Source organism: Hallella seregens ATCC 51272, assembly GCF_000518545.1.
GTDB lineage: Bacteria > Bacteroidota > Bacteroidia > Bacteroidales > Bacteroidaceae > Prevotella > Prevotella seregens.
On sequence record NZ_JADU01000015.1, the window covers coordinates 81,927 to 105,367 of the forward strand.

At 58.9% G+C, this 23,441-nt stretch carries 21 protein-coding genes; 10 read left to right on the forward strand and 11 right to left on the reverse strand.

The features are described from left to right. Nucleotides 1-23: 23 nt before the first annotated feature. Nucleotides 24-818, forward strand: coding sequence for a DUF3822 family protein (locus tag L888_RS0106195; protein ID WP_027952254.1), 795 nt, complete (start codon nucleotides 24-26; stop codon nucleotides 816-818). Nucleotides 819-901: 83 nt separating this feature from the next. Further along, nucleotides 902-1,432: a 16S rRNA (guanine(966)-N(2))-methyltransferase RsmD gene (rsmD, locus tag L888_RS0106200; protein ID WP_027952255.1), complete on the forward strand. Its 531-nt coding sequence runs from the start codon at nucleotides 902-904 to the stop codon at nucleotides 1,430-1,432. 196 nt (nucleotides 1,433-1,628) lie between these two features. On the opposite strand, the gene cls is transcribed toward rsmD, so the two are convergent. The 4 genes from cls to L888_RS0106220 form a co-directional block, all read right to left on the reverse strand. Beyond that, the gene (gene cls, locus L888_RS0106205) at nucleotides 1,629-3,053 is read right to left on the reverse strand and encodes a cardiolipin synthase (protein ID WP_027952256.1); all 1,425 of its coding nucleotides are present in this window, start codon (nucleotides 3,051-3,053) and stop codon (nucleotides 1,629-1,631) included. A gap of 28 nt (nucleotides 3,054-3,081) precedes the next feature. Next, nucleotides 3,082-4,803 (reverse strand): hypothetical protein, encoded by a 1,722-nt coding sequence (locus L888_RS0106210; RefSeq protein WP_027952257.1) that lies wholly within the window; start codon nucleotides 4,801-4,803, stop codon nucleotides 3,082-3,084. 129 nt (nucleotides 4,804-4,932) lie between these two features. Further along, nucleotides 4,933-6,912 (reverse strand): DNA primase, encoded by a 1,980-nt coding sequence (gene dnaG / locus L888_RS0106215; RefSeq protein WP_027952258.1) that lies wholly within the window; start codon nucleotides 6,910-6,912, stop codon nucleotides 4,933-4,935. A gap of 38 nt (nucleotides 6,913-6,950) precedes the next feature. Next, a complete protein-coding gene (locus tag L888_RS0106220) occupies nucleotides 6,951-8,585 on the reverse strand; it encodes a rhamnogalacturonan acetylesterase (RefSeq protein WP_027952259.1) in 1,635 nt (544 codons plus the stop codon). 159 nt (nucleotides 8,586-8,744) lie between these two features. Here L888_RS0106220 and L888_RS0106225 point away from each other — a divergent pair, with 159 nt between their 5' ends. From L888_RS0106225 to L888_RS0106245, 5 genes are all read left to right on the forward strand, one after another. Continuing rightward, nucleotides 8,745-9,614, forward strand: a complete 870-nt coding sequence (locus L888_RS0106225; RefSeq protein ID WP_005844572.1) for an electron transfer flavoprotein subunit beta/FixA family protein — start codon at nucleotides 8,745-8,747, stop codon at nucleotides 9,612-9,614. Between the two features lie 51 nt (nucleotides 9,615-9,665). Continuing rightward, the gene (locus tag L888_RS0106230) at nucleotides 9,666-10,688 is read left to right on the forward strand and encodes an electron transfer flavoprotein subunit alpha/FixB family protein (RefSeq protein ID WP_027952260.1); all 1,023 of its coding nucleotides are present in this window, start codon (nucleotides 9,666-9,668) and stop codon (nucleotides 10,686-10,688) included. A 15-nt stretch (nucleotides 10,689-10,703) separates the two neighbouring features. Next, nucleotides 10,704-12,422 carry an acyl-CoA dehydrogenase family protein gene (locus L888_RS0106235; protein ID WP_027952261.1) on the forward strand — a complete coding sequence of 573 codons (1,719 nt, stop codon included), beginning with the start codon at nucleotides 10,704-10,706 and terminating at the stop codon, nucleotides 12,420-12,422. 68 nt (nucleotides 12,423-12,490) lie between these two features. Beyond that, the gene (locus tag L888_RS0106240; protein ID WP_027952262.1) at nucleotides 12,491-13,693 is read left to right on the forward strand and encodes an L-serine ammonia-lyase, iron-sulfur-dependent, subunit alpha; all 1,203 of its coding nucleotides are present in this window, start codon (nucleotides 12,491-12,493) and stop codon (nucleotides 13,691-13,693) included. Between the two features lie 36 nt (nucleotides 13,694-13,729). After that, on the forward strand, nucleotides 13,730-14,143 hold the full coding sequence (locus L888_RS0106245; RefSeq protein WP_027952263.1) for a hypothetical protein: 414 nt from the start codon (nucleotides 13,730-13,732) through the stop codon (nucleotides 14,141-14,143). Here the strand turns inward: L888_RS0106245 and L888_RS0106250 are convergent. After that, nucleotides 14,140-16,002, reverse strand: a complete 1,863-nt coding sequence (locus L888_RS0106250) for an ATP-dependent DNA helicase (protein ID WP_027952264.1) — start codon at nucleotides 16,000-16,002, stop codon at nucleotides 14,140-14,142. The genes L888_RS0106245 and L888_RS0106250 overlap by 4 nt on opposite strands. An 82-nt stretch (nucleotides 16,003-16,084) precedes the next feature. Here L888_RS0106250 and L888_RS0106255 point away from each other — a divergent pair, with 82 nt between their 5' ends. The 3 genes from L888_RS0106255 to L888_RS0106265 all read left to right on the forward strand — a co-directional run bounded on the left by L888_RS0106255 (nucleotide 16,085) and on the right by L888_RS0106265 (nucleotide 18,436). Further along, nucleotides 16,085-17,656 (forward strand): ComEC/Rec2 family competence protein, encoded by a 1,572-nt coding sequence (locus L888_RS0106255; protein ID WP_245594834.1) that lies wholly within the window; start codon nucleotides 16,085-16,087, stop codon nucleotides 17,654-17,656. A gap of 101 nt (nucleotides 17,657-17,757) precedes the next feature. Next, nucleotides 17,758-18,075: a type II toxin-antitoxin system RelE/ParE family toxin gene (locus tag L888_RS0106260; protein ID WP_005844584.1), complete on the forward strand. Its 318-nt coding sequence runs from the start codon at nucleotides 17,758-17,760 to the stop codon at nucleotides 18,073-18,075. A gap of 16 nt (nucleotides 18,076-18,091) precedes the next feature. Next, nucleotides 18,092-18,436: a HigA family addiction module antitoxin gene (locus tag L888_RS0106265; RefSeq protein ID WP_027952266.1), complete on the forward strand. Its 345-nt coding sequence runs from the start codon at nucleotides 18,092-18,094 to the stop codon at nucleotides 18,434-18,436. Between the two features lie 99 nt (nucleotides 18,437-18,535). On the opposite strand, the gene L888_RS0106270 is transcribed toward L888_RS0106265, so the two are convergent. From L888_RS0106270 to L888_RS0106295, 6 genes are read right to left on the reverse strand one after another with little or no spacing between them, the layout of a single operon-like run. Then, nucleotides 18,536-19,228, reverse strand: a complete 693-nt coding sequence (locus tag L888_RS0106270) for an LrgB family protein (protein ID WP_005844587.1) — start codon at nucleotides 19,226-19,228, stop codon at nucleotides 18,536-18,538. Next, nucleotides 19,225-19,593, reverse strand: coding sequence for a CidA/LrgA family protein (locus tag L888_RS0106275; RefSeq protein WP_005844589.1), 369 nt, complete (start codon nucleotides 19,591-19,593; stop codon nucleotides 19,225-19,227). Before L888_RS0106275 ends, L888_RS0106270 begins: the two co-directional genes overlap by 4 nt. Nucleotides 19,594-19,620: 27 nt before the next feature. Continuing rightward, on the reverse strand, nucleotides 19,621-20,214 hold the full coding sequence (locus tag L888_RS0106280) for a cytidylate kinase-like family protein (protein WP_005844591.1): 594 nt from the start codon (nucleotides 20,212-20,214) through the stop codon (nucleotides 19,621-19,623). Nucleotides 20,215-20,242: 28 nt separating this feature from the next. Next, the gene (locus L888_RS0106285) at nucleotides 20,243-21,358 is read right to left on the reverse strand and encodes a mechanosensitive ion channel family protein (RefSeq protein ID WP_027952267.1); all 1,116 of its coding nucleotides are present in this window, start codon (nucleotides 21,356-21,358) and stop codon (nucleotides 20,243-20,245) included. A 24-nt stretch (nucleotides 21,359-21,382) separates the two neighbouring features. Further along, nucleotides 21,383-22,660, reverse strand: coding sequence for a D-alanyl-D-alanine carboxypeptidase/D-alanyl-D-alanine endopeptidase (gene dacB, locus L888_RS0106290; protein ID WP_005844594.1), 1,278 nt, complete (start codon nucleotides 22,658-22,660; stop codon nucleotides 21,383-21,385). A gap of 12 nt (nucleotides 22,661-22,672) precedes the next feature. Beyond that, nucleotides 22,673-23,071 carry a PH domain-containing protein gene (locus L888_RS0106295; protein ID WP_027952268.1) on the reverse strand — a complete coding sequence of 133 codons (399 nt, stop codon included), beginning with the start codon at nucleotides 23,069-23,071 and terminating at the stop codon, nucleotides 22,673-22,675. Nucleotides 23,072-23,441: the final 370 nt, after the last annotated feature.

A 23,441-nucleotide genomic window follows, 5' to 3' on the forward strand; every position in this document is an offset into this window, starting at 1 on the left:
CCTCTCAGAACTCCCCAAGACCCATGGACAACAACAAGCCACCCCGCATGACCATCCGCGTGAGCAAGGGCTCGCTGGCCTTTGCCATTGCCGACAAGGCGGCGAAAGAGCAAATAGTGTACCGTCCCTACACGGCCAAGAGCGGCGTGTCGATGGCCGCCAACCTGCGTGAAGCCTTCAAAACGTCCGACCTGCTGCAGCGCGACACCTACCGCGCCCAGCTGCTCGTGGACTCTCCCTCGCTGCTCATTCCCATCGAGGAGTACGAGGAGGGCCATGGCGACACGCTCTACCAACACAGTTTTCCCGACACCGAGGGCTGCTACGTGGAGAGCCGCATCCTGCCCGACCTGAATGCCGTGGCTCTTTTTGCCGTTAACAAAGACCTGCGCCTCGTGGTCGACGACCACTATAAAGACGTGAAAGTGCTGCCGATCATGCAGCCCGTGTGGAGCTATCTGCACCACCGCAGCTTCATTGGAACCCGTCGCAAGCTCTATGCCCACTTCCACGACCACCGGCTCGAGGTGTTCAGCTTCGAGCGAAACCGGTTTGTCTTCTGCAACAGCTTCCCGGCCAAGCACACGCAGGACGCGGTCTACTTCATCCTCTTCGTGTGGAAACAGCTGGCCCTCGACCAGCTCAAGGACGAGCTCTACCTCTCGGGCGCCATCGTAGACCACGGCCAACTCACGGCCGCCCTGCAGCAACACGTGAAGAAAGTGAGCACCATCAACCCCGGAGCCGACTTCAACCGCGCGCCCATGACGGCCATCCGCGGCATCCCCTTCGACCTGCTGGCCCTCTATCTGGGCTGACAACGGCATGCCGACGCGGCACAGGGCGCATCCCGTCAGCCGGCCCCCGGCACCCCTCCAGCCACCCTACAACACCTGTAATCATGCGCATCATCACCGGAATCTACAAGGGCCGCCACTTCGACATCCCCCGCACGTTCAAGGCCCGCCCCACCACCGACTTTGCCAAGGAGAACATTTTCAACGTGCTCAACGGCTACGTCGACTTCGACGGAGCCACCGCCCTCGACCTCTTTGCCGGCACGGGCAGCATCTCGCTGGAGCTGCTCTCGCGCGGCTGCACCGGCGTGGTGAGCGTGGAGGCCGACCGCGACCATGCCCGCTTCATCGGGCAGTGCATGCAGAAACTCGGCATCCACGGGCACGTGCTCGTCAGGGGCAACGTGTTCCGCTTCCTGAAATCGTGCCGCCAGCAGTTCGACCTCATCTTTGCCGACCCTCCCTATGCCCTCGAACAGCTGTCCTCCCTGCCCGACCTCGTCTTCGAGCACCAGTTGCTGCGCGAAGACGGTATCTTCGTTCTGGAGCATGGCAAGGCCCACGACTTTGTCCGGCACCCCCATTTTGTGGAGCACCGCAGCTACGGCAGCGTGAATTTCAGCCTGTTCAAATAGGCCGTCCGCCGACTGCCACTCCCTCCCCGCTTTTTCATCACGCCGCAAACGCATCGCCATCACGCCGTAAACGCATCACCGTTACGGCGTAATCGCGGGGCGATTACGGCCTCAACGCACAGCCATTGCCATGCCGTCGCGCAGCCGCGACAGCACCCTCACAGCCCCACCCCGCCTCGACGGCACGGGCAGGGCCCTACAACAACGGACTGAGAAGACGGAGCAGACTCTCCCAAAGGCGGCGGAAGAAGGTGCGGCCCACCACGCGCCGCACCTCGTCGATGAGCACGCTCGACTGCTGGTCGGCCAGAAAGATGTGCTTGAAACGCAGGGCCATGCCCTCGTCGTAGAAGAAAATGTTGGATTCAAAGTCATGCTCGAAGCTGCGGAAGTCCACGTTGGTGCTGCCGCAGGTGGAGATACAGTCGTCGCTGACGAGCAGTTTGGAATGGTTGAAGCCCCCCTGATACAGGTAAACCTTGACTCCAGCCTCGAGCGTCTCCATGACATAGGAGATGCTGGCCCACTCCACAATCCTCGAATCGCCCCGCATGGGAATCATGAGGCGCACGTCCACGCCCGTCAGCGCCGCCGTGCGCATGGCAAAGAGGATGGGTTCGGTGGGCATGAAATAGGGGCTCTGCATGTAGACGTAACGCTTGGCCTCGAGCAGCACGCGCACATAACCCTGCATGATGTCGGGCCAAGGCGAGATGGGGCTGCTCGTCACCACCTGGGCCAGACAGTTGTTTTCGATGAACCGTGCGGGCTCGGGGTAGTAACGGCGGTTGGTCACGAGCGTGCGGTCCACGAAATACCAGTCGACGAGGAACGCCCGCTGGATGCCGTACACCGCGCCGCCGCGCACGAGCAGATGGGTGTCGCGCCACGGTTGCCGGCCGGTGCCCTTGACGTAGCGCGTGGCAAAGTTCATGCCGCCGATGAATCCCACCTGGCCGTCGATGATGATGAGCTTGCGGTGGTTGCGGTAGTTCACCTTGGAAGTAAAGGCCGGAAACTTCACCGGCATGAAGGCATGCACGTCGATGCCCGCCTCGCGCATGCGCTCGAAGAAGCGGTTTCGCACGTGCCAGCAGCCCACATCGTCGTAGATGAGCCGCACCTCCACGCCCGCGCGCGCCTTGTCCATGAGGGCGTCGGCCAGGAGCCGGCCCAGCTCGTCGTCGTTGAAGATGAAGATGTCGATGTGGATGTGGTGCCGCGCCTGGCCTATCTCGCGCAGCAACGCCGGGAAGAAGCCATAGCCGTCGGTGAAGATTTCCACCTCGTTGTCCTTGAAGGGCAGGGCCATGTTCTGGTTCTTGAAGAGCTGCATGAGGGGTTGGTGCGACTTAGGCAGACGCAGGTCGCGCTGCTCGGCAAAGCTCGTCATGGCGCGTTTGGTGAGCTGGTCGAGCGAGCTCTGGCTGATGAACTTCTCCTTGCGCGTGTTCTGGCCGAAAAAGAAATACAGCAAAATGCCCAGCAGGGGCAGGAACCAGAGCACCAATATCCAGGCCATCGTCTTGGAAGGCTGCCGATTGTCCATCAGCACCTTCAGCATGACGATGACCACCACCAGCCCGTAGGCCATTACCCAAAGCCAATGCAAGTATATCATGACGTGTCGCTGTGTGTGCCCTGCCCCCCTACTTGGCCCTCATCTTCTGTATCCAGGCCAGCTCTTTCAGGGCGAAAGTGCTGTTGGCCGGGTCGCCAATCAGCTGTTTGAGCAGTTTCTCGGCCTCGTCGTAGCTGCCCTGCCGCACGAGCAGGTAGGCCTTGCGCCGTTGCAGGAATGCGCGGAACGAGGCCACGGCAGGAGCTTCGGGGCGGGCGGCGGGCTCGTCGTCGGCCTCGGGCCGGGCGGGCTGCAGGTCGTCGAGAAAGCTGTTGATGTAGTCCATGGCCCGGAAGTCGCCGCTGTTGACCAGGCAGTTGATGTACTCTTCGGTATAGGCAATGTTGTGGATGGGGAGGGTGATCTGGAGATAATAGCAGGCCCGGGCATACTGGTGCAGGTGGGCATGGCACGCACCCACCAGGTAGCACACCTCGTAGAAAGCGGCAAGCCGTTGGGGCGAGAGCTTGTGCACGTGGGCCTGAATGGCCCAGTAGACATTCTCCAGCAGCAGGGATGCCTCATAGAACCGCTGCTGTCCGTAGAGCGTACGCCCACGGAAGAGCAGGTAGCCATGGCGGGGAGTCTGCATGCCGCAGAGCAGTTGCTCCTCGCGCGACATGTCGCCGGTGTTACCTGAACGCTGTTTGGCCATGGCCTCTTTCCAAAGATAGCGGAACTCCAGCATGCGGTCGGCGGCCGGGGTGAGGTCGAATCCCAGGAGCACACTGGCCGTCTGGCGGCTGGTTTCGGAGCTGTCGGGACTCACAGCCTCGCCCGCCGACAGCGGCACGAGGGCAAGCGTGATGCGGTAATAAAGGGTGTCGGGGATCTGGGTCTCCTGGCAGAAGTCCAGTGAGAGATGGCGCAGCCGCACGGGATTGCGCGGGTCGTAGAAGTCGAGACGGGCCATGGCCGCCGCGGCCACGAAAGCACCGTCGGCAATGAGCGGCGTGGAGATGTCGAAATCGAGGATGGCATCCACGTCGTCGAGCGTCGATACCTGCGTGCCTACGGTGAGCGTGAGGCGGGCAGGAACCACGTCTGCCAGGGCCATGGCCGAGGCCAGTAGCTGCCGCAGACGGATGGGAGCCGCCTGCGAGGCGTGCCAGTCGGGGCCCTCGTCCTGGTGTATCATCTCCTGCTCGCGGATGAGGAACTGCGCCCGGTACCACGTGGCTTCGTCTTTCTCCTCGTCGCGCGAGCTGCTGCGCTCGTTCTCGGCGCACAAAGCCTTGTACTTGTCGGCAAAGCTGTACTGCCAGCGGAAGCACTCTTTCATGGCTCGCTCGAGCACGTCGGCCGCCGTGGCGGCGTCGATCAGCAGGATGCTCACGATGTGAACATCGACCATACCCGTCTCCTTGTTGAGCGAATAGACCAGCCGGCAGGTCTCGGTGTTGAGGTTGCACAGGTTGCAGACGTTGCGGACGTGCTCCAGATAGTCGGCCTCGGCCTCGAAAAAGAAGAGATAGGCCAGCCGCACATAGGGCGAAGCAGACTCCAGCCGGATGCGGAAATGCCCGCTCTGGTAGTCGTAGCGCACGATGAGGTCACTGCCCTCCTTGTCCCACCGGCCCTTGCAATTGAGCCTTTTCAGGGCCGTTCTGATGCAGACACGGTTGTCGTCCATCGAGCGGTCGCCGAGGCTTCGCCCCGTCTTGTGGCGGCGGTGCCACAGGAGGAGGTACACGAAAGCCCCGATGGAGGCCATGGCCCAAAGAAGGAGAATAATCGCGACGTATGCCATATTGCTTGACTGACAACCAGCCGTTTAGATGCGCAAATATAGCAATAATAGGCGGAACGTGCGTGAAAAATTAGGATTATTTAATGCCGTCGCGCCGCAATGGCGCGACGGCGCAGGGACGGGCAGGGACTACACGATGATGTTGTTGCCCAGCTGCCGGGCCAGTTTGTTGCGGATGCCCTGCATGTCGCGGTATTCTTCCATGAGGTGGCGCAGCCGCTCCATGTCGCCGGCAACGCGTGCCATCTGCGCCTGCAGGTCCTTGAGGTGCTGCTCCACATAGTCCATGCGGAAGTCGAGCAGCAGGTGGACGGTCTGGTTGCGCAGGTCGCTCGTCTCGTTTTCCTCGCGTTGGCGCAGGTCTTCCTCGTTGAGGGGGTTGGAGGTGTCACGGCGGGTCAGGTGGTAGCTGTCGGTCGTAAGGGGTGCGCTCACCTGGCTCACGGCGATGTCGTCGTGGTTCAGGAAGTGGGTTTCGGCCTTGAAACCCGGCTGCGTGCTGCGGTCGGCGGCCTCGGCCAGCATACGATTGTACACGGGATTGTGGAACTGCAGATGGTCGGCCCCCAGGCTGTAGTGCACATATTGCGCCACGGTGAGGTTGTAGACGCGGCCTTCCTCATCCTCCACATTCTCGAAAATGATGCGCTCGCCATGGCGCACAATGAGCTGCATGAGCATGTGTTCCACCTTGGAAGCCTGCTGCATGGGCGTGGAGGGCTGGGCAGCGGAATCCGAAGGAACCGCCGACGGCTGGGCCGCGGGTGCGGCGGACTGCACGGACGACGAGCTGCCGGCACGGCGGCTGCGGATGAAATTGTTCATCTGATTGATGAGCGTGGTCTCGCTGATGCCGATGCGCTGGGCGCAGTCGTGGATATAAGTGTCGCGCAATATCTGGTTCTGGATGACCGAGATGGACTCCACGATGGAGCTGATGCCGTCGGCCCGCTTCTTGGGATCGGTCACGCCCCGGAGCAACAACGAGGTCTTGAACTGGATGAAGTCGGCCTGATGGTCTTCGATGAACTGGCGGAAGTCAGCCGCCGTGTGGTTGCGGGCAAACTCGTCGGGGTCTTGTCCGTCGGGCAGCAGCAGCACCTTGAGGTTCATGCCCTCGGCCAGCAGCATGTCGGTGCCGCGCAGGGCGGCATGGATGCCGGCGGCGTCGCCGTCGTAGATGAGGGTGATGTTGGACGTAAAGCGGTGGAGCATGTGAATCTGGTGCTGGCTCAGGGCCGTGCCCGAGTTGGCCACCGTGTTCTGCAAACCGCACTGGTACATGGCAATCACGTCGGCCTGGCCCTCCACCATATAGACGCGGTCTTCCTTGGCAATGGCCTTTTTGGCCTGCCAGATGCCGTAGAGCTCATGGTCTTTGTGGTAAATGTCGCTGTCGGGCGAGTTCACATACTTCTGGTTCACGCCCTTGGTGCGGCTGTCGAGTACGCGGGCCGTGAAGCCCACCACCTTACCACTCACGCCAATCCACGGGAAAATCACCCGGCCGGAATAGCGGTCCAAGAGTTCGCCGCGGTCAGTTTTGTAGCACAAGCCGGTCTTCACGACAAACTCTTCCTGGTAGCCTTTCTGCCGGGCGGCACGTCCCAGGGCCAGCCGGTCGGGCAGATCGTAACCCAGACGGAACGCCCGAATCACGTCGTCGCGGAAGCCGCGGCTGCGGAAATACTGCATGCCGATGGCCACACCGTCGGCATGATTGTGGAGCAAACCCTCAAAATAGCTGCTGGCCCACTCGTTCACGATGAACATGGACTCGCGCTGGCTCTGCTCCTCTTTCTCGCGGTCGGTCAGCTCGCGCTCGCGTATCTCGATGTGATACTTGTTGGCCAGCCAGCGCAGGGCCTCGGGATAGGTCATCTGCTCGTGCTCCATAATGAAGTTTATGGCGTTTCCTCCCTTGCCACAGCCAAAGCAATGGCAAGTGCCACGCGCCGGCGACACGATGAACGAAGGCGTTTTCTCGTTGTGGAACGGGCAGAGACCCTTGTAGTTGGCCCCGGCCCGTTTCAGCGTGACAAACTCGGACACCACGTCCACAATATTGGCAGCATCCTTGATTTTCTCTACGGTCTGGCGGTCTATCATAGGTCTTTGTGTGATCCTTGGTGCTTAAAACTATCGATTTACTTGACAAGTTGCCTAAACTTGCCCGACGGCAAGGCGGCCAACGCCTTGGCAATGATGCGGGCATTGGTGAGCGCGCCCTTGAGCGAGGTGTGGGTGTGGTCTTGCTTGAAGTACTCGGCGGCTTGCTCCTTGTTCTTGTAATGCTTGTCCAGATAGTCGGCAATGAGGTTGTGTGCATCCACGAAATCCACGCCCGTAGCCTCTACCACCTCACGGTACCACTGGCCATAGCTGTCATTGCGACGCTCCACCTTACCATTGGGCCACTCGTTGCGCGTGGTGAGCGACACGAGAACGGGCGTGGCTCCTTTCTCGCGGGCATCGTCGATCATCTTCCGAAGATACCAGCCAAAGCTGTAGACCAGTTCGTAGCGGCCGTCTTTCTCCATTTTATAGACGTGGCAGGTATCGCCCGTGCCAGGAATGACACCGCGCTCCTTGGCATCGGTGATGGGGCAGATGTCGTTGTGGCCGAACTGGATGAGCACGATGTCGCCGGGGCGAAGCGCATTGTACACTTTCTCCCAACGGCCTTCACGGATGTAGCTACGCGTGGAGCGGCCCGCCTGGGCAGCGTTGTAGGGGGTGCACTTGCGGGTATCGAAAACCGTCTCGGCCAAGGCACCCCACCCCCACATGCCGTCGCTGTCCTTGTCTTTGTTCTTCACCGTGGAGTCGCCCGTTATCCAGACCACAGGCTTTCCCGCCTCGCGCCTGACGGGCCAAACGGGCAGCGACGTGCCCACCATCATGGCCTGCAGGGGCCGAAGGTCGGGATTGCGGCTGGCCATGAGCCCCTCGGCCGCCGAACGTGCATTCATTTCGGCCCCCCAGTAGCTGGTATGGATGTGGTCGCCATAGAAGTGGTACTTCTCCTTCCACGGGCTGTAGGAGTCGAGTTTCCTGCCGCTTATCTCGTTGAGATCCACGAAAGGCACCCCCTCTTCGGCGGCCACCAGGGCAGCCCAACCCGTCTGCGGCTTGCGGATGATGCGGTGCTGCTCGTCGTAGGCATCGCGGGGGGTGAGGCTCATCAGGACGGGATGGGCTCCGGCAGCACGGCAATTGGCAATATAGCGGCGCAGATAACCGCCGTAAGTATAGACCGTTTCGGTTTCGCCCGTCTCCTTAATGGTCACGCGGATGCTGTCTTCTGCCGTGCCGGGGAGCACGGCGCGGGCCCGGCCGGAATCGTAGGGGCCGTTGTCGTTGTGCCCGATGGAGATGATGACCCAGTCGCCCGGACGCAGGGCCTGACGCACGTCGGGCCACAGTTTGCGGTAGAACGTGCGGGTGGACATGCCGCCTAAGGCCTGGTTTTCTACGCTGATCTTGCTGCCATTGAAGTATTGGCTGGCATAGTATCCCCAGCCCCACTGGCCGTTGCTGCCGTCGCCACGAGTGCCATTGCGCATGGTGGAGTTGCCCACTAGAAAGAGTACGGGGTTGCTGCCCTGCCGCGTGCTGCCGGGAGCAGGACGCGACATCAAGGCTTTGGCTATGGAGTCGGGCGTGTTGTCCACCACCTTGTTGACGTCCTCTACAGGCGTGGGCAGATTGTCAAAGTTCTGGGCCACGGCCATCGACAGGGCTGCAGCCATCATTATCATAGTAGATAGTATTCTCTTCATACGGAGTTATAGTTGGTCGTTGACAGTGCAAAGGTAGTCATTTTTGGCAAACGAAACGTGCACATTTCGGTGGATTTTGTGCCATTTGTTTGGCAGGGAAGTAAAATCTTCGTATTTTTGCCTCCGACTTAGACGACTTCACATTATATAATATAGGATATGAAATTAAGAATTGTTGTACTTGCCAAGCAAGTGCCCGACACAAGAAACGTGGGCAAGGATGCCATGACCGCGGAAGGAACCGTGAATCGTGCCGCCCTGCCCGCCATCTTCAATCCGGAAGACTTGAATGCCTTGGAACAGGCTCTCCGCCTGAAAGACCAGAACCCCGGCTCCACCGTGGGCGTTCTCACGATGGGCCCTCCACGCGCAGGCGAAATCATCCGCCAGGGACTCTACCGCGGGGCCGACACGGGCTGGTTGCTCACCGACCGCAAGTTTGCCGGAGCCGACACGTTGGCCACCTCGTATGCGCTGGCCACCGCCATCAAAAAGATTGGAAACGTGGACATCATCGTGGGGGGCCGCCAAGCCATTGATGGCGACACGGCACAGGTGGGGCCGCAGGTAGCCCAGAAACTGGGACTGAACCAGGTGACCTACGCCGAGGAGATTGTGAAGATCGAGGACGGGCAGGCCACCATCCGCCGCCACATCGACGGCGGCGTAGAGACCGTGGTGGCTCCGTTGCCCGTGCTCGTGACGGTGAACGGCACGGCGGCACCGGCACGGCCCTGCAACGCCAAACTGGTGATGAAGTACAAATATGCCACCTGCCCCATGGAGCGCAAGGGCGACGAGCCTTGGGCCAACCTATACGAGGAGAGGCCTTACCTGACCCTGAACCAATGGAGCGTGGCCGACGTGGACGGCGACGAGGTGCAGTGCGGCCTCTCGGGTTCGCCTACGAAAGTGAAGTCGGTACAGAACATCGTGTTCCAAGCCAAGGAGAGCAAGACGCTTTCTGGCAGCGATGCCGACGTGGAGAGCCTGATGAAAGAGCTCCTGGCAGAAAAGATTATCGGCTAACGAAAGAATCGGAAGACCCAAAACGATTCTTCACCATTTAACGACAAAGACATGAACAACGTATTTGTATATTGCGAAATAGAGGGAACCGCCGTGCAGGAGGTGTCCCAGGAACTGCTGACCAAAGGCCGCAAGCTGGCCAACGAGCTGGGCGTGGAGCTGGAGGCTGTCGTGGCCGGAGCCGGCATCAAAGGCAAGGTAGAAGACCAAATCCTGCCCTACGGCGTAGACCGCCTGTTTGTCTTCGATGCCGAGGGCCTTTTTCCATACACTTCTGCACCCCACACTGACATTCTCGTGAATCTGTTTAAAGAGGAGAAACCGCAGATTTGCCTCATGGGCGCCACGGTGATCGGGCGCGACTTGGGCCCGCGCGTGTCGTCCTCGCTCACGTCGGGTCTTACGGCCGACTGCACCCAACTGGAGATTGGCGACTACGACGACAGGAAGAACGGCAAGCACTATGAGAACCTTCTGTTCCAGATTCGTCCGGCATTCGGCGGCAATATCGTGGCCACCATCGTCAATCCCGACCACCGTCCACAGATGGCCACCGTGCGCTCGGGTGTCATGCAGAAAGCCCTTTACGAGGGTCAGGCCCGTGCCGAAGTGGTCTACCCCGAAGTAGCCAAGTATGTGCCCGAGGTGGACTATGTGGTGAAGGTCATCGACCGCCACGTGGAAGCAGCCCAAAACAACCTTAAGGGCTCGCCCATCGTCGTGGCCGGAGGCTATGGCGTGGGTTCCAAGGAGGGTTTCAACCTGCTGTTTGACTTGGCCAAGGAGCTTCATGGCGAGGTCGGAGCCTCACGTGCCGCCGTCGATGCCGGATGGGTTGACCACGACAGGCAGGTTGGACAGACGGGAGTTACCGTGCACCCGAAAGTATATATCGCCTGTGGTATCTCCGGCCAAATCCAGCACATCGCCGGCATGCAGGATGCCGGCATCATCATCTCGGTGAACAGTGATCCCGACGCTCCCATCAATCAGATTGCCGACTACGTAATCAATGGAACGGTGGAAGAGGTGCTGCCCAAGATGATTAAGTATTACAAGCAGAACAGCAAATAATCAAGATAAACAGTCATGGCCAATTATTATACCGACCACCCGGAGATTGCTTTCTATTTGGACAATCCCCTGATGAAGCGCATCGTTGAGCTGAAAGAACGCAACTATGCCGACAAAGAAAACTATGCCGATGCCCCCGTCAACTACGAGGATGCCATCGAAAACTACAAGCGAATCCTTGAAATTACGGGCGACGTGGCAGCCAACGTGCTGGAGCCCAACTCGGAGAGCGTGGACCAGGAAGGTCCGCATCTGGAAAACGGGCGCATGATCTATGCCAGCAAGACCAAGGAGAACATTGACGTGACACGCCAGGCCGGCTTGTGGGGAGTGTCGATGCCACGCCGTTTCGGCGGACTGAACCTGCCCATCACCGTCTTCTCCATGCTCTCCGAGCTGGTGGCGGCGGCCGACTCCGGCTTCCAGAACATCTGGTCTTTGCAGTCGTGTATCGACACGCTCTACGAGTTTGGCTCCGAAGAGCAGCAGCAAAAATACATTCCACGCATCGCCGCCGGCGAGACCATGTCAATGGATCTCACCGAGCCCGACGCCGGTTCAGACCTGCAACGCGTGATGCTGAAAGCCACGCAGGACGAGGACGGCACGTGGAGACTGAACGGTGTAAAGCGTTTCATCACCAACGGCGACTCCGACATTCACCTCGTGCTGGCCCGCTCTGAAGCCGGTACCAAGGACGGGCGCGGCCTCTCCATGTTCATCTACGACAAGCGAGACGGCGGTGTCGACGTGCGCCACATAGAAAACAAGCTCGGCATCCACGGCTCGCCCACCTGCGAGCTGGTCTACAAGAATGCCAAGGCCGAGCTCTGTGGCGACCGGAAACTGGGCCTCATCAAGTACGTCATGAGCCTGATGAACGGTGCCCGGCTGGGCATTGGAGCCCAAAGCGTAGGCTTGGAGCAGGAGGCTTACAACGAGGCCTTGGCCTACGCCAAGGAGCGTGCGCAGTTCGGCAAGAAGATTATCAGCTTCCCGGCAGTCTACGATATGCTGTCGCGCATGAAAGCAAAAATCGATGCCAGCCGCGCCATTCTGTACCAGACGGCCCGCTACGTGGACATCTACAAGACGCTGGACGACATCTCCCGCGAGCGCAAGCTCACACCCGAAGAGCGTCAGGAGATGAAGAAATACAACCGTCTGGCCGATGCTTTCACACCGCTGACCAAGGGAATGGCCTCCGAATATGCCAACCAGAATGCCTACGACAGTATCTCCGTGCACGGCGGTTCTGGCTTCATCATGGAGTACAAGTGCCAGCGTCTCTACCGCGATGCCCGCATCTTCTCCATTTACGAAGGCACGACGCAGCTGCAAGTGGTGGCCGCCATCCGCTACATCACCAACGGAACCTACCTCGGCATCATGAAAGAACTGCTGGACGGCGAGGTGTCTGAGGACATGAAGCCGCTGCAGGAACGCATGGCCAAATGCGTGGAACTCTACGAACAGGCCCTCGACAAGGTGAAAGCAGACGACAATCAGGATGAGCACGACTTCCTGGGCCGTCGCCTTTACAACATGACCGGCGACATCGTCATGTCGTTGCTGCTGCTCGACAATGCCTCGAAAGCTCCCGAACTCTTTGCCAAGAGTACCAACGTGTACGTGCGCATGGCCGAAGAAGAGGTTGTCGGGCACGCTGCCTACATCCAGGCTTTCAAGGCTGAAGACCTGCAACATTTCGTGCAGACCGAGGCCGAAGCATAATTATCCCATCGCCAAGGTGCGGCCGTGCTCCCCAAGGAGTGCGGGCCGCACCTTGCCCTTTTCACGTCATGAAATCACTAAAAGAACTATACCGCATCGGCAAAGGCCCTTCGTCCAGCCACACCATGGGCCCGCAGAAAGCGGCCCAGCTCTATCTTTCCAAGCATCCGGATGCCCGGAACTTCCGTGTGACGCTCTATGGCAGTCTGGCAGCTACGGGCAAAGGACACATGACCGACACTGCCATTCAGGACGTGCTCCAAGCCACGGCCCCGGTAGAGATTGTCTGGTGTCCCGACACTTTCTTGAATTTCCATCCCAACGGCATGAAGTTCGAGACCGAGAAAGGCGAGACCTGGACGGTCTACAGCATCGGTGGCGGTGCACTTTCGGAGGGCGACCAACCCACAGGACTGCTCCCGGAATCGCCCGACATCTACCCGTTGACCCATCTCGCGGACATTCAGCACTGGTGTGACAGCCATGGGCGCACCTACTGGGAGTATGTGCAGTCGAGCGAAGCCCCGGCCGTATGGGATCATCTGCAAACTGTTTGGGAGGCCATGCAAGCTGCGGTGGAACGTGGCATCGACCGCGAAGGCGTGCTTCCCGGCCCACTGAATCTGCAGCGCAAGGCCTCCACCTATTATATTAAGGCCAAAGGCTACAAGCAGAGTCTGCAAACCCGCGCGCTGGTCTATGCCTATGCCCTGGCCGTGAGCGAGGAGAATGCCTCGGGCGGCACCATCGTCACGGCCCCCACCTGCGGGGCATGTGGCGTTATTCCGGCCGTGCTTTATCACCTATCGCGCGGACACAACTTCTCCGACCGCAAGATTCTCCACGCCTTGGCCACCGCCGGACTCATCGGCAACATTGTCAAGGAGAACGCTTCCATCTCCGGTGCCGACGTGGGTTGCCAAGGCGAGGTGGGCGTAGCCTGTGCCATGGCCTCGGCTGCGGCCTGCCAGCTTTTCGGCGGAAGTCCGTCGCAAATTGAGTATGCTGCCGAAATGGGACTGGAACATCATCTGGGCATGACCTGCGACCCCGTGTGCGGGCTGGTGCAAATTCCCTGCATCGAACGCAATGCCTTTGCCGCCACACGTGCCCTCGACTCCAATCTCTATGCCTCGTTCAGCGATGGCAAGCACCGTGTGAATTTCGACCGCGTGGTCGAAGTGATGAATCAGACCGGACACGACCTGCCTTCGCTCTATAAGGAAACATCAGAAGGAGGGCTGGCCAAGAGCATGGGTGTCACGCTCTAAACCCAAGCCTTACCACAACCCTACGTTTTTCTTGTCATGAAAAAGATACTGCTCTCCATCCTAACCGGCCTGGTTGCTACGGCCGCACTCACCACCTCCTGCCGCATGGCCCCGTCGCAACAACTGGGCGACACTGTCGAAGCCCACGTCTTTGAACCCATGGACACCACCCTGGCCCGCAGGACACAGATGCAGGACACAGCGACAGTCCCCGTCAAAGACAGCCTTGACATCTTCTACATCGGTTCGGAATCCAACAAAACAACGGTACAGCTGGTGAGTTATCCCAGCCGTCGCGACACGGCCGTCTACGGCAAAGGCCGCCATATCAAGGTGAGCGGCAATGCAGACTTCGACCATATCGTGCGCGCCCGCTTCTGGGTGTCACCTGGAGGCGACTCCCTCGTTACCCGACTGGAAGAGGTTGTTCCCACATCGGACCAGCCCTAACTCTTGCGCTTGCGGGGCGCACGCCGCCGCACACTTCCCGGTGCCACCACATCCAGTGCGTCGAGCATGGCTTCCTGCTTGGCGAGCATGTAGGCAGACACAGTAAAAGGCTCCTCCTCCATCCGCCGAAGCAGCTTGTCCTTGGCCAGATAGGCCAGCCACAACTCCTTGTAGCGTTCTTCCATCTGCTCCATGCCGCGTTGATTCTGGCTCTTGGCCTGCCGCGTAAGCGTGATGACATCGCCCAGTTCCTCTTCCAAGGTCTGCAGGAAATAGCCGGCACTGCGCTTTACCCGCTGCAAAAAATCATCGGTGTGAAGCTCATCCGACGGCGTGCTCCGAATCACCGCCAGCCACTTATACGCCACATCCACCACCCGGGCCTTGAACGCCAATATGCGATTGCCATGCAAAGTAGAGAGTTTGGGCTGGCTGCGAAAGTATTCCAACAGCGTGCGGTACACCATCTGCTCGGCGGCAAACAGGGTCGAAAAGTCGAAAAGGTCGAGCAGTTGGAATCTGAAATATTCCTCTTTCAGCCCCGGCAAGTTGCGGATACTGGCCTCGGCGGCCTCTTGTTGATGGGCGATATACTCGGCCACACGCCGGTCGTTGATGACATTCCCGGCACTGATGGGCGATGCCAGCACCAGTCCCTCCAGACTCTTGCAGCGGCTCAACGCCACATAGACCTGACCCGAGGCAAACGACAGGCCGGCATCGATGATGGCACGGTCGAACGTAAGTCCCTGACTCTTGTGGATGGTAATGGCCCAAGCCAGCCGCAACGGATATTGCCGGAACACGCCCTGCACCTGCGGCTCGATGGTTTTGGTGCGCTCATTAATGGCGTATTTCGTGTTTTCCCACTCCTGCGGCTCCACCTTGATGGGCTCCTCGTCGCCTGGACACTTCACCTCGATGCCTTTCTCGTCGAGAGCCGTCACGTGCCCGATGCGGCCATTATAATAAAGGTGGCGGCCCGAGCCGTCGTTCTTGATGAACATCACCTGCGCCCCCACCTTGAGTTCCAAGTTCACGTCGGCCGGGTAACTATACTCCGGAAACGTGTCTTTGATTTCTGCCCGATAGGTGTACCGGCGGCCTTTGAGCTTTTGCAGCTCGGTTTCGTTGAAGTTGTCGGCCAGCCGGTTGTGGGTGGTGAGACGAATGTAGCCCTCCTCGGCCTTGGGGAAGAAAGCCGGACGGCAACGTGCGTTCAGCCGTTCCATGTCTCCGGCCGTGGGCCGGCCGTCTCTAATATGGTTCAGAATGTCGATGAAAGCCTGGTCCTGCTGGCGGTAGACGTGGGTGAGCTGTATAGTGACATAACTGATTTGCAGCAGGGCCTTCGACCCGAAAAAATAAGGCGTGTCATAGTATGGGCGAAGCATCTCCTCGTCTTGCGGGGTTACCACAGGGGTGAGCTGTTGCAAATCGCCAATCATGAGCAACTGCACACCGCCAAACGGCTGCGTGCGGTCGCGGTAGCGGCGCAACACGGAGTCGACGGCATCGAGCAGGTCACTGCGCACCATCGAGATTTCGTCGATGACCACCATGTCGAGCGTACGGATGATACGACGCTTCTCCTTGCCAAAATCGAAACGGTCCTTGATGGCCATTCCGGGAATAAAGGGCGTGAAAGGAAGCTGGAAAAACGAGTGAATGGTCACGCCGCCGGCATTGATGGCCGCCACGCCCGTGGGGGCTACCACAATCATGCGCTTGGCCGACCGCTCTTTGATGGCTTTCAGAAACGTGGTCTTTCCAGTTCCGGCCTTGCCCGTCAGAAATATGCTCGTGCCTGTATGCTCCACAAAATCCCAGGCCTGCCTCAGTTCCTTGTTCTGTTCCATAGTCACTACAAAGATACGGTGATTTTTCCAAAACAGTCTGACAATTGGGCCAAGAATGTGGGAAAAGTCCTATATTTGCAGCATGGAACGAGGCAAGACACTCGACACCCGCCCCCTGCTGCGCATTGCGCTGTCCCTTATCGCCGGCATTCTTGTCGGTGACGGGCTATGGCTTCATGTGCCGTTGTGGCTGTGGCTGGCCTTGGCGGCGATCTGCTTAGGCATGGCCCTCACACTTTTTCGGGTTCACCGCACGGCCCAGGGTGCGCTGATTCTGTGCACCACGCTGCTGGTAGGGGCCACGCTGGCCGACTGGCAGAATCGTCAGCTACACGTCGTCTGCCCTCCCCACCCCGTCAGCTACGAGGCTGTCGTCGTGGGTGAGCCGCAGGTCAGGGGCAAAATCCTGCGGTGCGAGCTCATGATTACCCAACTACCCATCGGGCGGATGCTCGACCATCCCCTGCACATCCAGGCTTCCCTGCTGCGCGACACCTTCACCAACCGCTGGCGCAGTCTGCACGTAGGCAGCGGCATCCGGGCCGCTTCTCAATTGGAACCACTCCGCCCTTACTCCGCCACCCAGAACCGACGCCCCCACTTCGACGTGGTGCGCTGGCTACACGTGCACGGCATCGTGGCCCAAACTTTCGTTCTCCCAAGCAACTGGCATGCGTCACCGCCCAACCTCCGGCCGCTCCCCTGGCTGCAACGCATCCGTCTTCACCTACTCCTGTTGCGCCAACGCCTCCTCCAGCGTTACCGCATGCTCGGACTCAACCACCAGTCGTATGCAGTCGTGGCTGCCATGACATTAGGTGACAAAAGCCAACTCAACCGCGACACGCAGTCGGCCTATGCCGTCGCCGGAGCCTCGCACGTGCTGGCTCTATCGGGACTCCACTTAGGCATCATCTATACCTTGCTCACGTTGTTGCTGGGCCGCTTCCGTCATCGGGCAGTTGCCCAAGGCGCGGTACTGACGGCCATCTGGACCTATGCCGCCCTCGTGGGACTTCCCCCAAGCGTAGTCCGCTCAGCCTCCATGCTCACCATCTACGCCCTCTGCCTGCTGCTGGGCCGACAGCGGGCCTCGGTCAACACGCTGGCCTTTGCCGCTATCATCCTGTTGATAACCAACCCGCTGTGTCTCTGGGACGTGGGCTTCCAGCTGTCATTCCTCGCCGTGCTGTCCATTCTGATCTATTACAGGCCGCTCTACCGGCTGCTCCACCTGCAAAACCCGCTTGCTCAATGGATTTGGGGGCTCACCTGCATCTCCATAGCCGCCCAGCTGGGCACGGCTCCACTGGTCATGTACTACTTTGGCCGGTTCTCCTGCTACTTCCTGCCAGCCAACTTTCTGGTTGTCCCGGCGGCCACAGCCATTCTCTATGGGGCCGTATTCATGTTGCTTGCCACACCGATCCCGCCACTTCAACAGTATATCGCTACGGCCTTAGGCCACGTGGCCGACTGGCTCAACGCCTCGCTCACAGCCCTCTCCACCCTGCCCGGATCCAGCATCGAGGGTATCGTCATCGGCCGCCTCCAACTCTTCATCATCTATATGATTCTCTGTTCATTCACCGTCATTGTCCGCTACGCTTGGAAAGTGCGCCACCAGTCACGTCTCGAAGCATTCTATAAATGAGGGAATATGGGTGTTTTCACCAACCAGTCACCAATTAATCATTCGATAATTTGCGAATAACTACTAAATAATTTATATTTGCACCCAGTTACGAAAAGCCCATGATTGTTACATTCAATGAGGAATATCTGCGAGATCTCTACACCAAAGGAAAGACCGACGACAAGAAGCACAGGTTTCAACCTCAGATTATTCAGAAATATGCGAGGATGATCAATCTGATGAAGCACTCTAAAAATGTGCTGGCTCTGAATGCAATCGGCTCCTTGCACTATGAGAAACTGATAGGCGAGAAAAAAGGAATATCCTCGGTTAGAGTCAACCATCGATACCGCATTGAGTTCGAGGAGCGCAAGGAAGGAGACGAGGAAATCGCAACCATTTGCAATATTACGGATTTATCCAATCATTATCAATAAAACAGGAGGAACGAAAATGATAGAACAGAAAGGTGTTAGCACAGATATGATAGCCAACAATCTGGAGGCATTTGTCCCCACCCACCCGGGCGAAACCATCAAGGAGGAAATTGCTGAACGGGGCATTTCACAACGGCAGTTGGCCAAGCAAATGGGCGTTTCGTACAGTGTACTCAACGAAATTTTAAACGCAAAGCGTCCTGTCAGCGTGGAATATGCGTTGATGCTGGAGGCCGCACTGGGCATCGATGCCGACCTTTGGATTGGCATGCAGGCAGAATACAACAAACAAGTGGCCAAGAGAGACCTGAAATTACAAAAACGACTCGAGCATATCCGCCAATTGGCCGCCATGCTGTAGATTCGTCTGCCCATAAACATAGCCGTACAAAACCACCATGCAGCCCGTTGATTCTGTCGTGGTGGATGCTGACCGACACGGTCGACCAAGGATAAAACATCACACGAACACCGAAAACAACATGGCACCAAACACGGTGAGGATGCCGCTCACTACGATGGAGAGGCCACTCATGGCACCCTCAACAGAGCCCATTTCCATGGCCTTGGCCGTGCCGATGGCATGCGACGCACTGCCGATGGCAATGCCACGGGCTACGGGTTCGCGGATGCTGAGCAACGCCAGAAACTTTTCGGCGAAGATATTGCCCAGCACACCCGTGATGATAATCACCACCACCGTCACCGACACATAGCCGCCCAGCTCCTTGGCCACGCCCATGCCAATGGCCGTGGTGATGGACTTGGGCAGAAAAGTGACGTAAGCCGCATGGTCGAAATGGAACAGCAGGGCCAACACCAGCACCGTAACCATGGACGAGAGTACGCCCGAAAGGATGCCGGCCAATACAGCCTTGTAGTTTTTCTTGAGCTGTTCCACCTGCTGATACAGGGGAACGGCCAGGCAGATGGTCGATGGCGTGAGCAGATAGCTGATGATGGTGGTGCCCTCGCTGTAGCGTTCGTAGCTTACGCCGCTCAACAACAGGAACACAATGACCAGCGCAATGGCCACGAGCAGAGGGTTCATGATGCTCCAGCCCGTCTTGCGCTTGAGCACCATGCCCAATCCATAGCTGCCCAGCGTGAGCATCACACCCAGAAAAACCGAGTTCTGAAACAAACCGTTCATTGCGCTTCCTCCTTCCGTCGCCGCCCGGCGCGAATCACGGCCTGTGTCACACGACCGGCCACACCCATTACTACAAACGTGCTCACCACCGTGATGACGGCATACTCGACGATGGAACTGCTTATCACACTCCAAGAATCGATGAGTCCGGCTGCCGCCGGCACAAACACCACGGGCATGACAGCAATGAGAAATACCGTCACCTCGCGGATGTCCTTCACCTTAATCCACTTCAGTTCGAGCGCTGTAAACAGCAGGATGATGCCGTAGATGCTGGACGGGATGGGGAAAGGAATGGCATGGTGCAACACTTCGCCCATGAAAGCGAAGATGACAATGACGAGAAACTGAATCAAAAACTTCATATCCAGAAATCCATTTTTACCGTAAACCTACTCGAACGTGTGCCGCTTCACCTGCACATGGTCGATATAATCCTCGATGAGCAGGGCCGCCTGGTCGGCCGTGAGCCGGCAACTATCCAGACAGAGGTCGTAGTCGTCGGCATTGCCCCAGGTGAGGCCCGTGTGGAAACGGTGATAGGTGAGCCGCCGGTCGTCCTGCTCCTGCACAAATTCCTTGGCCTCGCGATAGGGCATGCTGCGCTCCGCCTCGATGTTTCGGATGCGCTTGTGGATGTTGCCCTTGAGGAAAACCGACACCAAATCGGGGCGGTGGCGAAAGATATAATTGCCGCAGCGGCCCACGATGATGCAGCTCTCACGGCCCAGCATGTCGGCCAGCATGCGCTGCGGCCGGTCGTTCACGTGGCCGGTAGCAGCCCGATAGTCGTCGGAGATGGCAAACAGGAGGTCGTCGACGGGCCGCTCCTCGAAGAAATCGTCCATCTCGTTCAGAATGCCTCGCCCGCGGGCCATGTCGAGCAGGTTCATGCGGGTGTAGATGGGCAGGTGGTAATGCCGGGCCAGGGCTTCGCCCACATGCAGGGCCCCACAGCCGCACTGGCGGGCAATGGTGATAATCATACGCGTTGTGAATTTAAGAAGTTCGGAGTTACTGTTCAGGGTATTGCTGGTAAACCTTGAGCCCATACTCGGGTGCCAGGGCATAGACATACTCCATAATGGCGGCCAGCTGGTGTTCATAGGTCTTCCACTCCTTGTCCTTGAGAAAGAAATAAAATTCCAGCGGCAGCCCGCTCTGCGTGGCTTCCAGCTGGCGCACCATGAGCAACATGTCATGATTCACCCACGCGCACTCCGCCAGATACTGCTCCACGGCCCGACGATACCGCGCCATGTTGGTTTCGCGGCGGTCGTCGTCCACGAAGCGGATGCTGTGGAAGTCGTAGTAGACCATGCGCTTCACACGGCGGCCGGCACTGGCCTGCATGCCTTTCCAGTTCTGGAACGAGCCACCCACCAGCGTAGTTGGCGACACGGTGACGATGGTATTGTCGAAATTGCGCACTTTCACCGTGGTGAGGCTCATTTCGGTGACAATGCCGTTGGCTCCGGCTACGGGCACCGTGATCCAGTCGCCCACGTGCATCATGTCGGCTGAGGTGAGGCGGATGCCGGCCACAAGGCCCTCTATGGTGTCCTTGAACACGAGCATGAGCACGGCCGACGTGGCCCCCAGACCGGCCAGTAGCGTCATCGGGTTGCGCCCCAGGGCGATGGCCACCACCACGATGACAGCCACAAAGATGACCACTACACGCAACAGACTGCAGAACGAGAGGATGTATTGCTGCATGCTCGTGCGACGGCCGTTGTCGAGCCGGTGCAGACTGCTGATGAACACCAAGCACAGATGTACCGAGGCCAGCGTGATATAGATGGCCGTAACGCGGGCCAGCACCTCACGCACCGTGGGAAACTGATAGAACACCATGGGTAGCAGCCACCACACCACGATGGCCGGCACGATACCGCAGGCGGCCGTGAGCACAGGCCGTCCCAGCACCACGTCGTCCCATTGGGCGGTTGTGCGGCGCGTTATCCGGGTCACCACGGGGATGAGTATGCGGCGGCACAACACGTCAGCCAGCAGCGCCAGCAGGGCGGCCACGGCAATGAGCAGCGCATGGCGAACCACAGGCACCATGCAGCCCGAAATACCCCACTGCTGCACCAGCGTCTCTACGAATATTCTGATTTCTTCCATTCCTATAATTTTATGGTCAAACACCTACTGCGGACGGCATAGCACAGAGCACACCCAGTCCTGAAATCGGCGGCCGTTGCTCCCGTGCATCACACCCTGATTGATGATGCAGAAGCAGAGCCTGTGGCCGTTGGCCGCCGTGAGATAGCCACAGAGCGAGCTGATGCCCGTCAGGGTGCCGGTCTTGGCCCGCACGTTGCCACGGGTGAACTCCGTCTGCATGCGTTTCTTCAACGTGCCGTCGAGCCCGGCAACGGGCAGGGCGGGCAACAGATGGTTGTAGATGTTCTCGTTGCGGAAGGCATGGCGCAGCAGGCGTACCTCCAGCTCGGCGCTCACATAATTGTAGAGCGACAGGCCCGAGCCGTCGGCAAACTTGTAGCGCGAGGCATCGAGCCCCAGCTTGTTCACCAGCTGTTTGATAAGCACGCGCGCACTCTTGGCCGTGGCCGGGTGGTTGCCCGTGGCGGCGGCAATCTGGTAGAACATGGCCTCGGCATAGAGGTTGTCGCTCTCCTTGAGCATGCGCATCAGGATTTGGTCTATGGTGTGGAAGCGGCTCACGATGCAGTTAGCCTCCTGCGGCTTGCGACGCTCGCCGAGAGTGCCCGTGAGATAGATGCCCACCTTGCACAGTTCGTCGTAGAACCGCTCCACAAACCGATCCTTGCGCGAGATAAGCAGCGGCGAGAGCACGGGGTTGTCGTCGTCCCAGCACCAGCCCTCACCCAGACGGTCGGGGTCTTTCATCGACTTGTCGGCATAGATGTTGCCGCGAATGGTGTCGACACCCATCTTGTGCAGGGCCTCGACAAAAGCCCGCAGGTCGTCGCCGTTGAAACGCGGGTCGAACCCGCCCACACAATAAACATCGCCCGTGAGCGTGCAGCTGTCCACGCGGCCGGTATAGCACAGCTCGGTCTTGAACGGGTAGCCGCCGCCCAGACGGTCGAGGGCCGCGATGGCCGTGACCACTTTCATCGTGGAGGCCGGCCGCATGAGCTGCCGCTCGTTGCGGCGGTAGATGGCCGAGTCGGCATCCAAATCCCACACCATGATGCCCACCTGCGAGGTGGAAAACATGTCGTGGCGCAGCAGCTCGTCGAGCTGGGCCTGCACGTTCTGCGGCCAGGGCAGCGTGTCATTGCGCAGGACGAGCGAGTCGGCCCACACAGAATCGGCCACCGTGGTGTCGTTGTCCTCGGTGAGTTCGTCCTCATCGGTCTGCGCCTGGAGGGGCACGACGGCGAGCAAAGCCAGCAGGGCCGTCAGCCTGATTCTTATTTTCAGATCAAAAGACATATACCTCTACATCTATTCTTCCACCCTCCGAAGCCCCACGAGCCTTTGCAGACAGCGCACAAATTCGGCCTCATTCTCCGGCTGCACAGCCAGCATGCGCTGTGCGCCGTAGCCGATGAGCAGATAGTGCACCAGTCCGAAAGTGGTGGTCATGGGGCGGCACGAGACGATGCTGTCCAGCGGGATACGCCGCTCGCGGGCAAAACGGCCACGGCGCACCAGCAGGCTGTCGTCGGTGAAGACGTAGGCCGAGTGGAGTGTGCGCTCGACGAGTGCCACCTCGAACGCCACCAGCACCAAGGCCGCTGCCACGGCCTTGGTCCACAGCAGCCAGAATATCAGGCATGCCAAGAGCAGGATGCCGCAGAGGGCACCCAGCGTGAACCGGTGGTGAAAAGTTCGGTTTGTCATTCGGAGTTCTTGACTCGGGCCAGCAGTCCGGGCCTTGGGTAAAACAACATATTGGCTGCAAAATTACAAAGATTCCGCCAATTGGCGTGTCCGTTTAGCTTTTATTTCAACTTTTTACACCATCGCGAGGAGCAGGGGGCGGAATTCATGGTATTGCCGTAAAGACCGGCCTCCGTGCCGACCCCTACGCCCAAACCCAATGTCGCACCCTCCGCGCAGCATCTGTGAAATCCGTACAATCTGTGAGAAATTACCTCGCATGGAATCTGTGGGAAAACGCCACGCATGGAATCCGCGTGCCCCTTTCCACCGCGCAGCTATATGTTCAAATATGTTGTTCTGTCTAAAACCACACCGCGCAGCTATATGT

Excerpts from the sequence above, each read along its gene's own strand:
- cls (WP_027952256.1), bottom strand. The coding sequence starts at position 3,053 with ATGATATACTTGCATTGGCTTTGGGTAATGGCCTACGGGCTGGTGGTG.
- L888_RS0106250 (WP_027952264.1), bottom strand. The coding sequence starts at position 16,002 with ATGGAACAGAACAAGGAACTGAGGCAGGCCTGGGATTTTGTGGAGCAT.
- L888_RS0106285 (WP_027952267.1), bottom strand. The coding sequence starts at position 21,358 with ATGGAAGAAATCAGAATATTCGTAGAGACGCTGGTGCAGCAGTGGGGT.
- L888_RS0106265 (WP_027952266.1), top strand. The coding sequence starts at position 18,092 with ATGATAGAACAGAAAGGTGTTAGCACAGATATGATAGCCAACAATCTG.
- L888_RS0106225 (WP_005844572.1), top strand. The coding sequence starts at position 8,745 with ATGAAATTAAGAATTGTTGTACTTGCCAAGCAAGTGCCCGACACAAGA.
- L888_RS0106245 (WP_027952263.1), top strand. The coding sequence starts at position 13,730 with ATGAAAAAGATACTGCTCTCCATCCTAACCGGCCTGGTTGCTACGGCC.
- L888_RS0106220 (WP_027952259.1), bottom strand. The coding sequence starts at position 8,585 with ATGAAGAGAATACTATCTACTATGATAATGATGGCTGCAGCCCTGTCG.
- L888_RS0106210 (WP_027952257.1), bottom strand. The coding sequence starts at position 4,803 with ATGGCATACGTCGCGATTATTCTCCTTCTTTGGGCCATGGCCTCCATC.
- L888_RS0106240 (WP_027952262.1), top strand. The coding sequence starts at position 12,491 with ATGAAATCACTAAAAGAACTATACCGCATCGGCAAAGGCCCTTCGTCC.
- dnaG (WP_027952258.1), bottom strand. The coding sequence starts at position 6,912 with ATGATAGACCGCCAGACCGTAGAGAAAATCAAGGATGCTGCCAATATT.
- dacB (WP_005844594.1), bottom strand. The coding sequence starts at position 22,660 with ATGTCTTTTGATCTGAAAATAAGAATCAGGCTGACGGCCCTGCTGGCT.
- L888_RS0106275 (WP_005844589.1), bottom strand. The coding sequence starts at position 19,593 with ATGAAGTTTTTGATTCAGTTTCTCGTCATTGTCATCTTCGCTTTCATG.
- L888_RS0106295 (WP_027952268.1), bottom strand. The coding sequence starts at position 23,071 with ATGACAAACCGAACTTTTCACCACCGGTTCACGCTGGGTGCCCTCTGC.
- L888_RS0106230 (WP_027952260.1), top strand. The coding sequence starts at position 9,666 with ATGAACAACGTATTTGTATATTGCGAAATAGAGGGAACCGCCGTGCAG.
- L888_RS0106255 (WP_245594834.1), top strand. The coding sequence starts at position 16,085 with ATGGAACGAGGCAAGACACTCGACACCCGCCCCCTGCTGCGCATTGCG.
- L888_RS0106270 (WP_005844587.1), bottom strand. The coding sequence starts at position 19,228 with ATGAACGGTTTGTTTCAGAACTCGGTTTTTCTGGGTGTGATGCTCACG.
- L888_RS0106195 (WP_027952254.1), top strand. The coding sequence starts at position 24 with ATGGACAACAACAAGCCACCCCGCATGACCATCCGCGTGAGCAAGGGC.
- L888_RS0106280 (WP_005844591.1), bottom strand. The coding sequence starts at position 20,214 with ATGATTATCACCATTGCCCGCCAGTGCGGCTGTGGGGCCCTGCATGTG.
- L888_RS0106235 (WP_027952261.1), top strand. The coding sequence starts at position 10,704 with ATGGCCAATTATTATACCGACCACCCGGAGATTGCTTTCTATTTGGAC.
- L888_RS0106260 (WP_005844584.1), top strand. The coding sequence starts at position 17,758 with ATGATTGTTACATTCAATGAGGAATATCTGCGAGATCTCTACACCAAA.
- rsmD (WP_027952255.1), top strand. The coding sequence starts at position 902 with ATGCGCATCATCACCGGAATCTACAAGGGCCGCCACTTCGACATCCCC.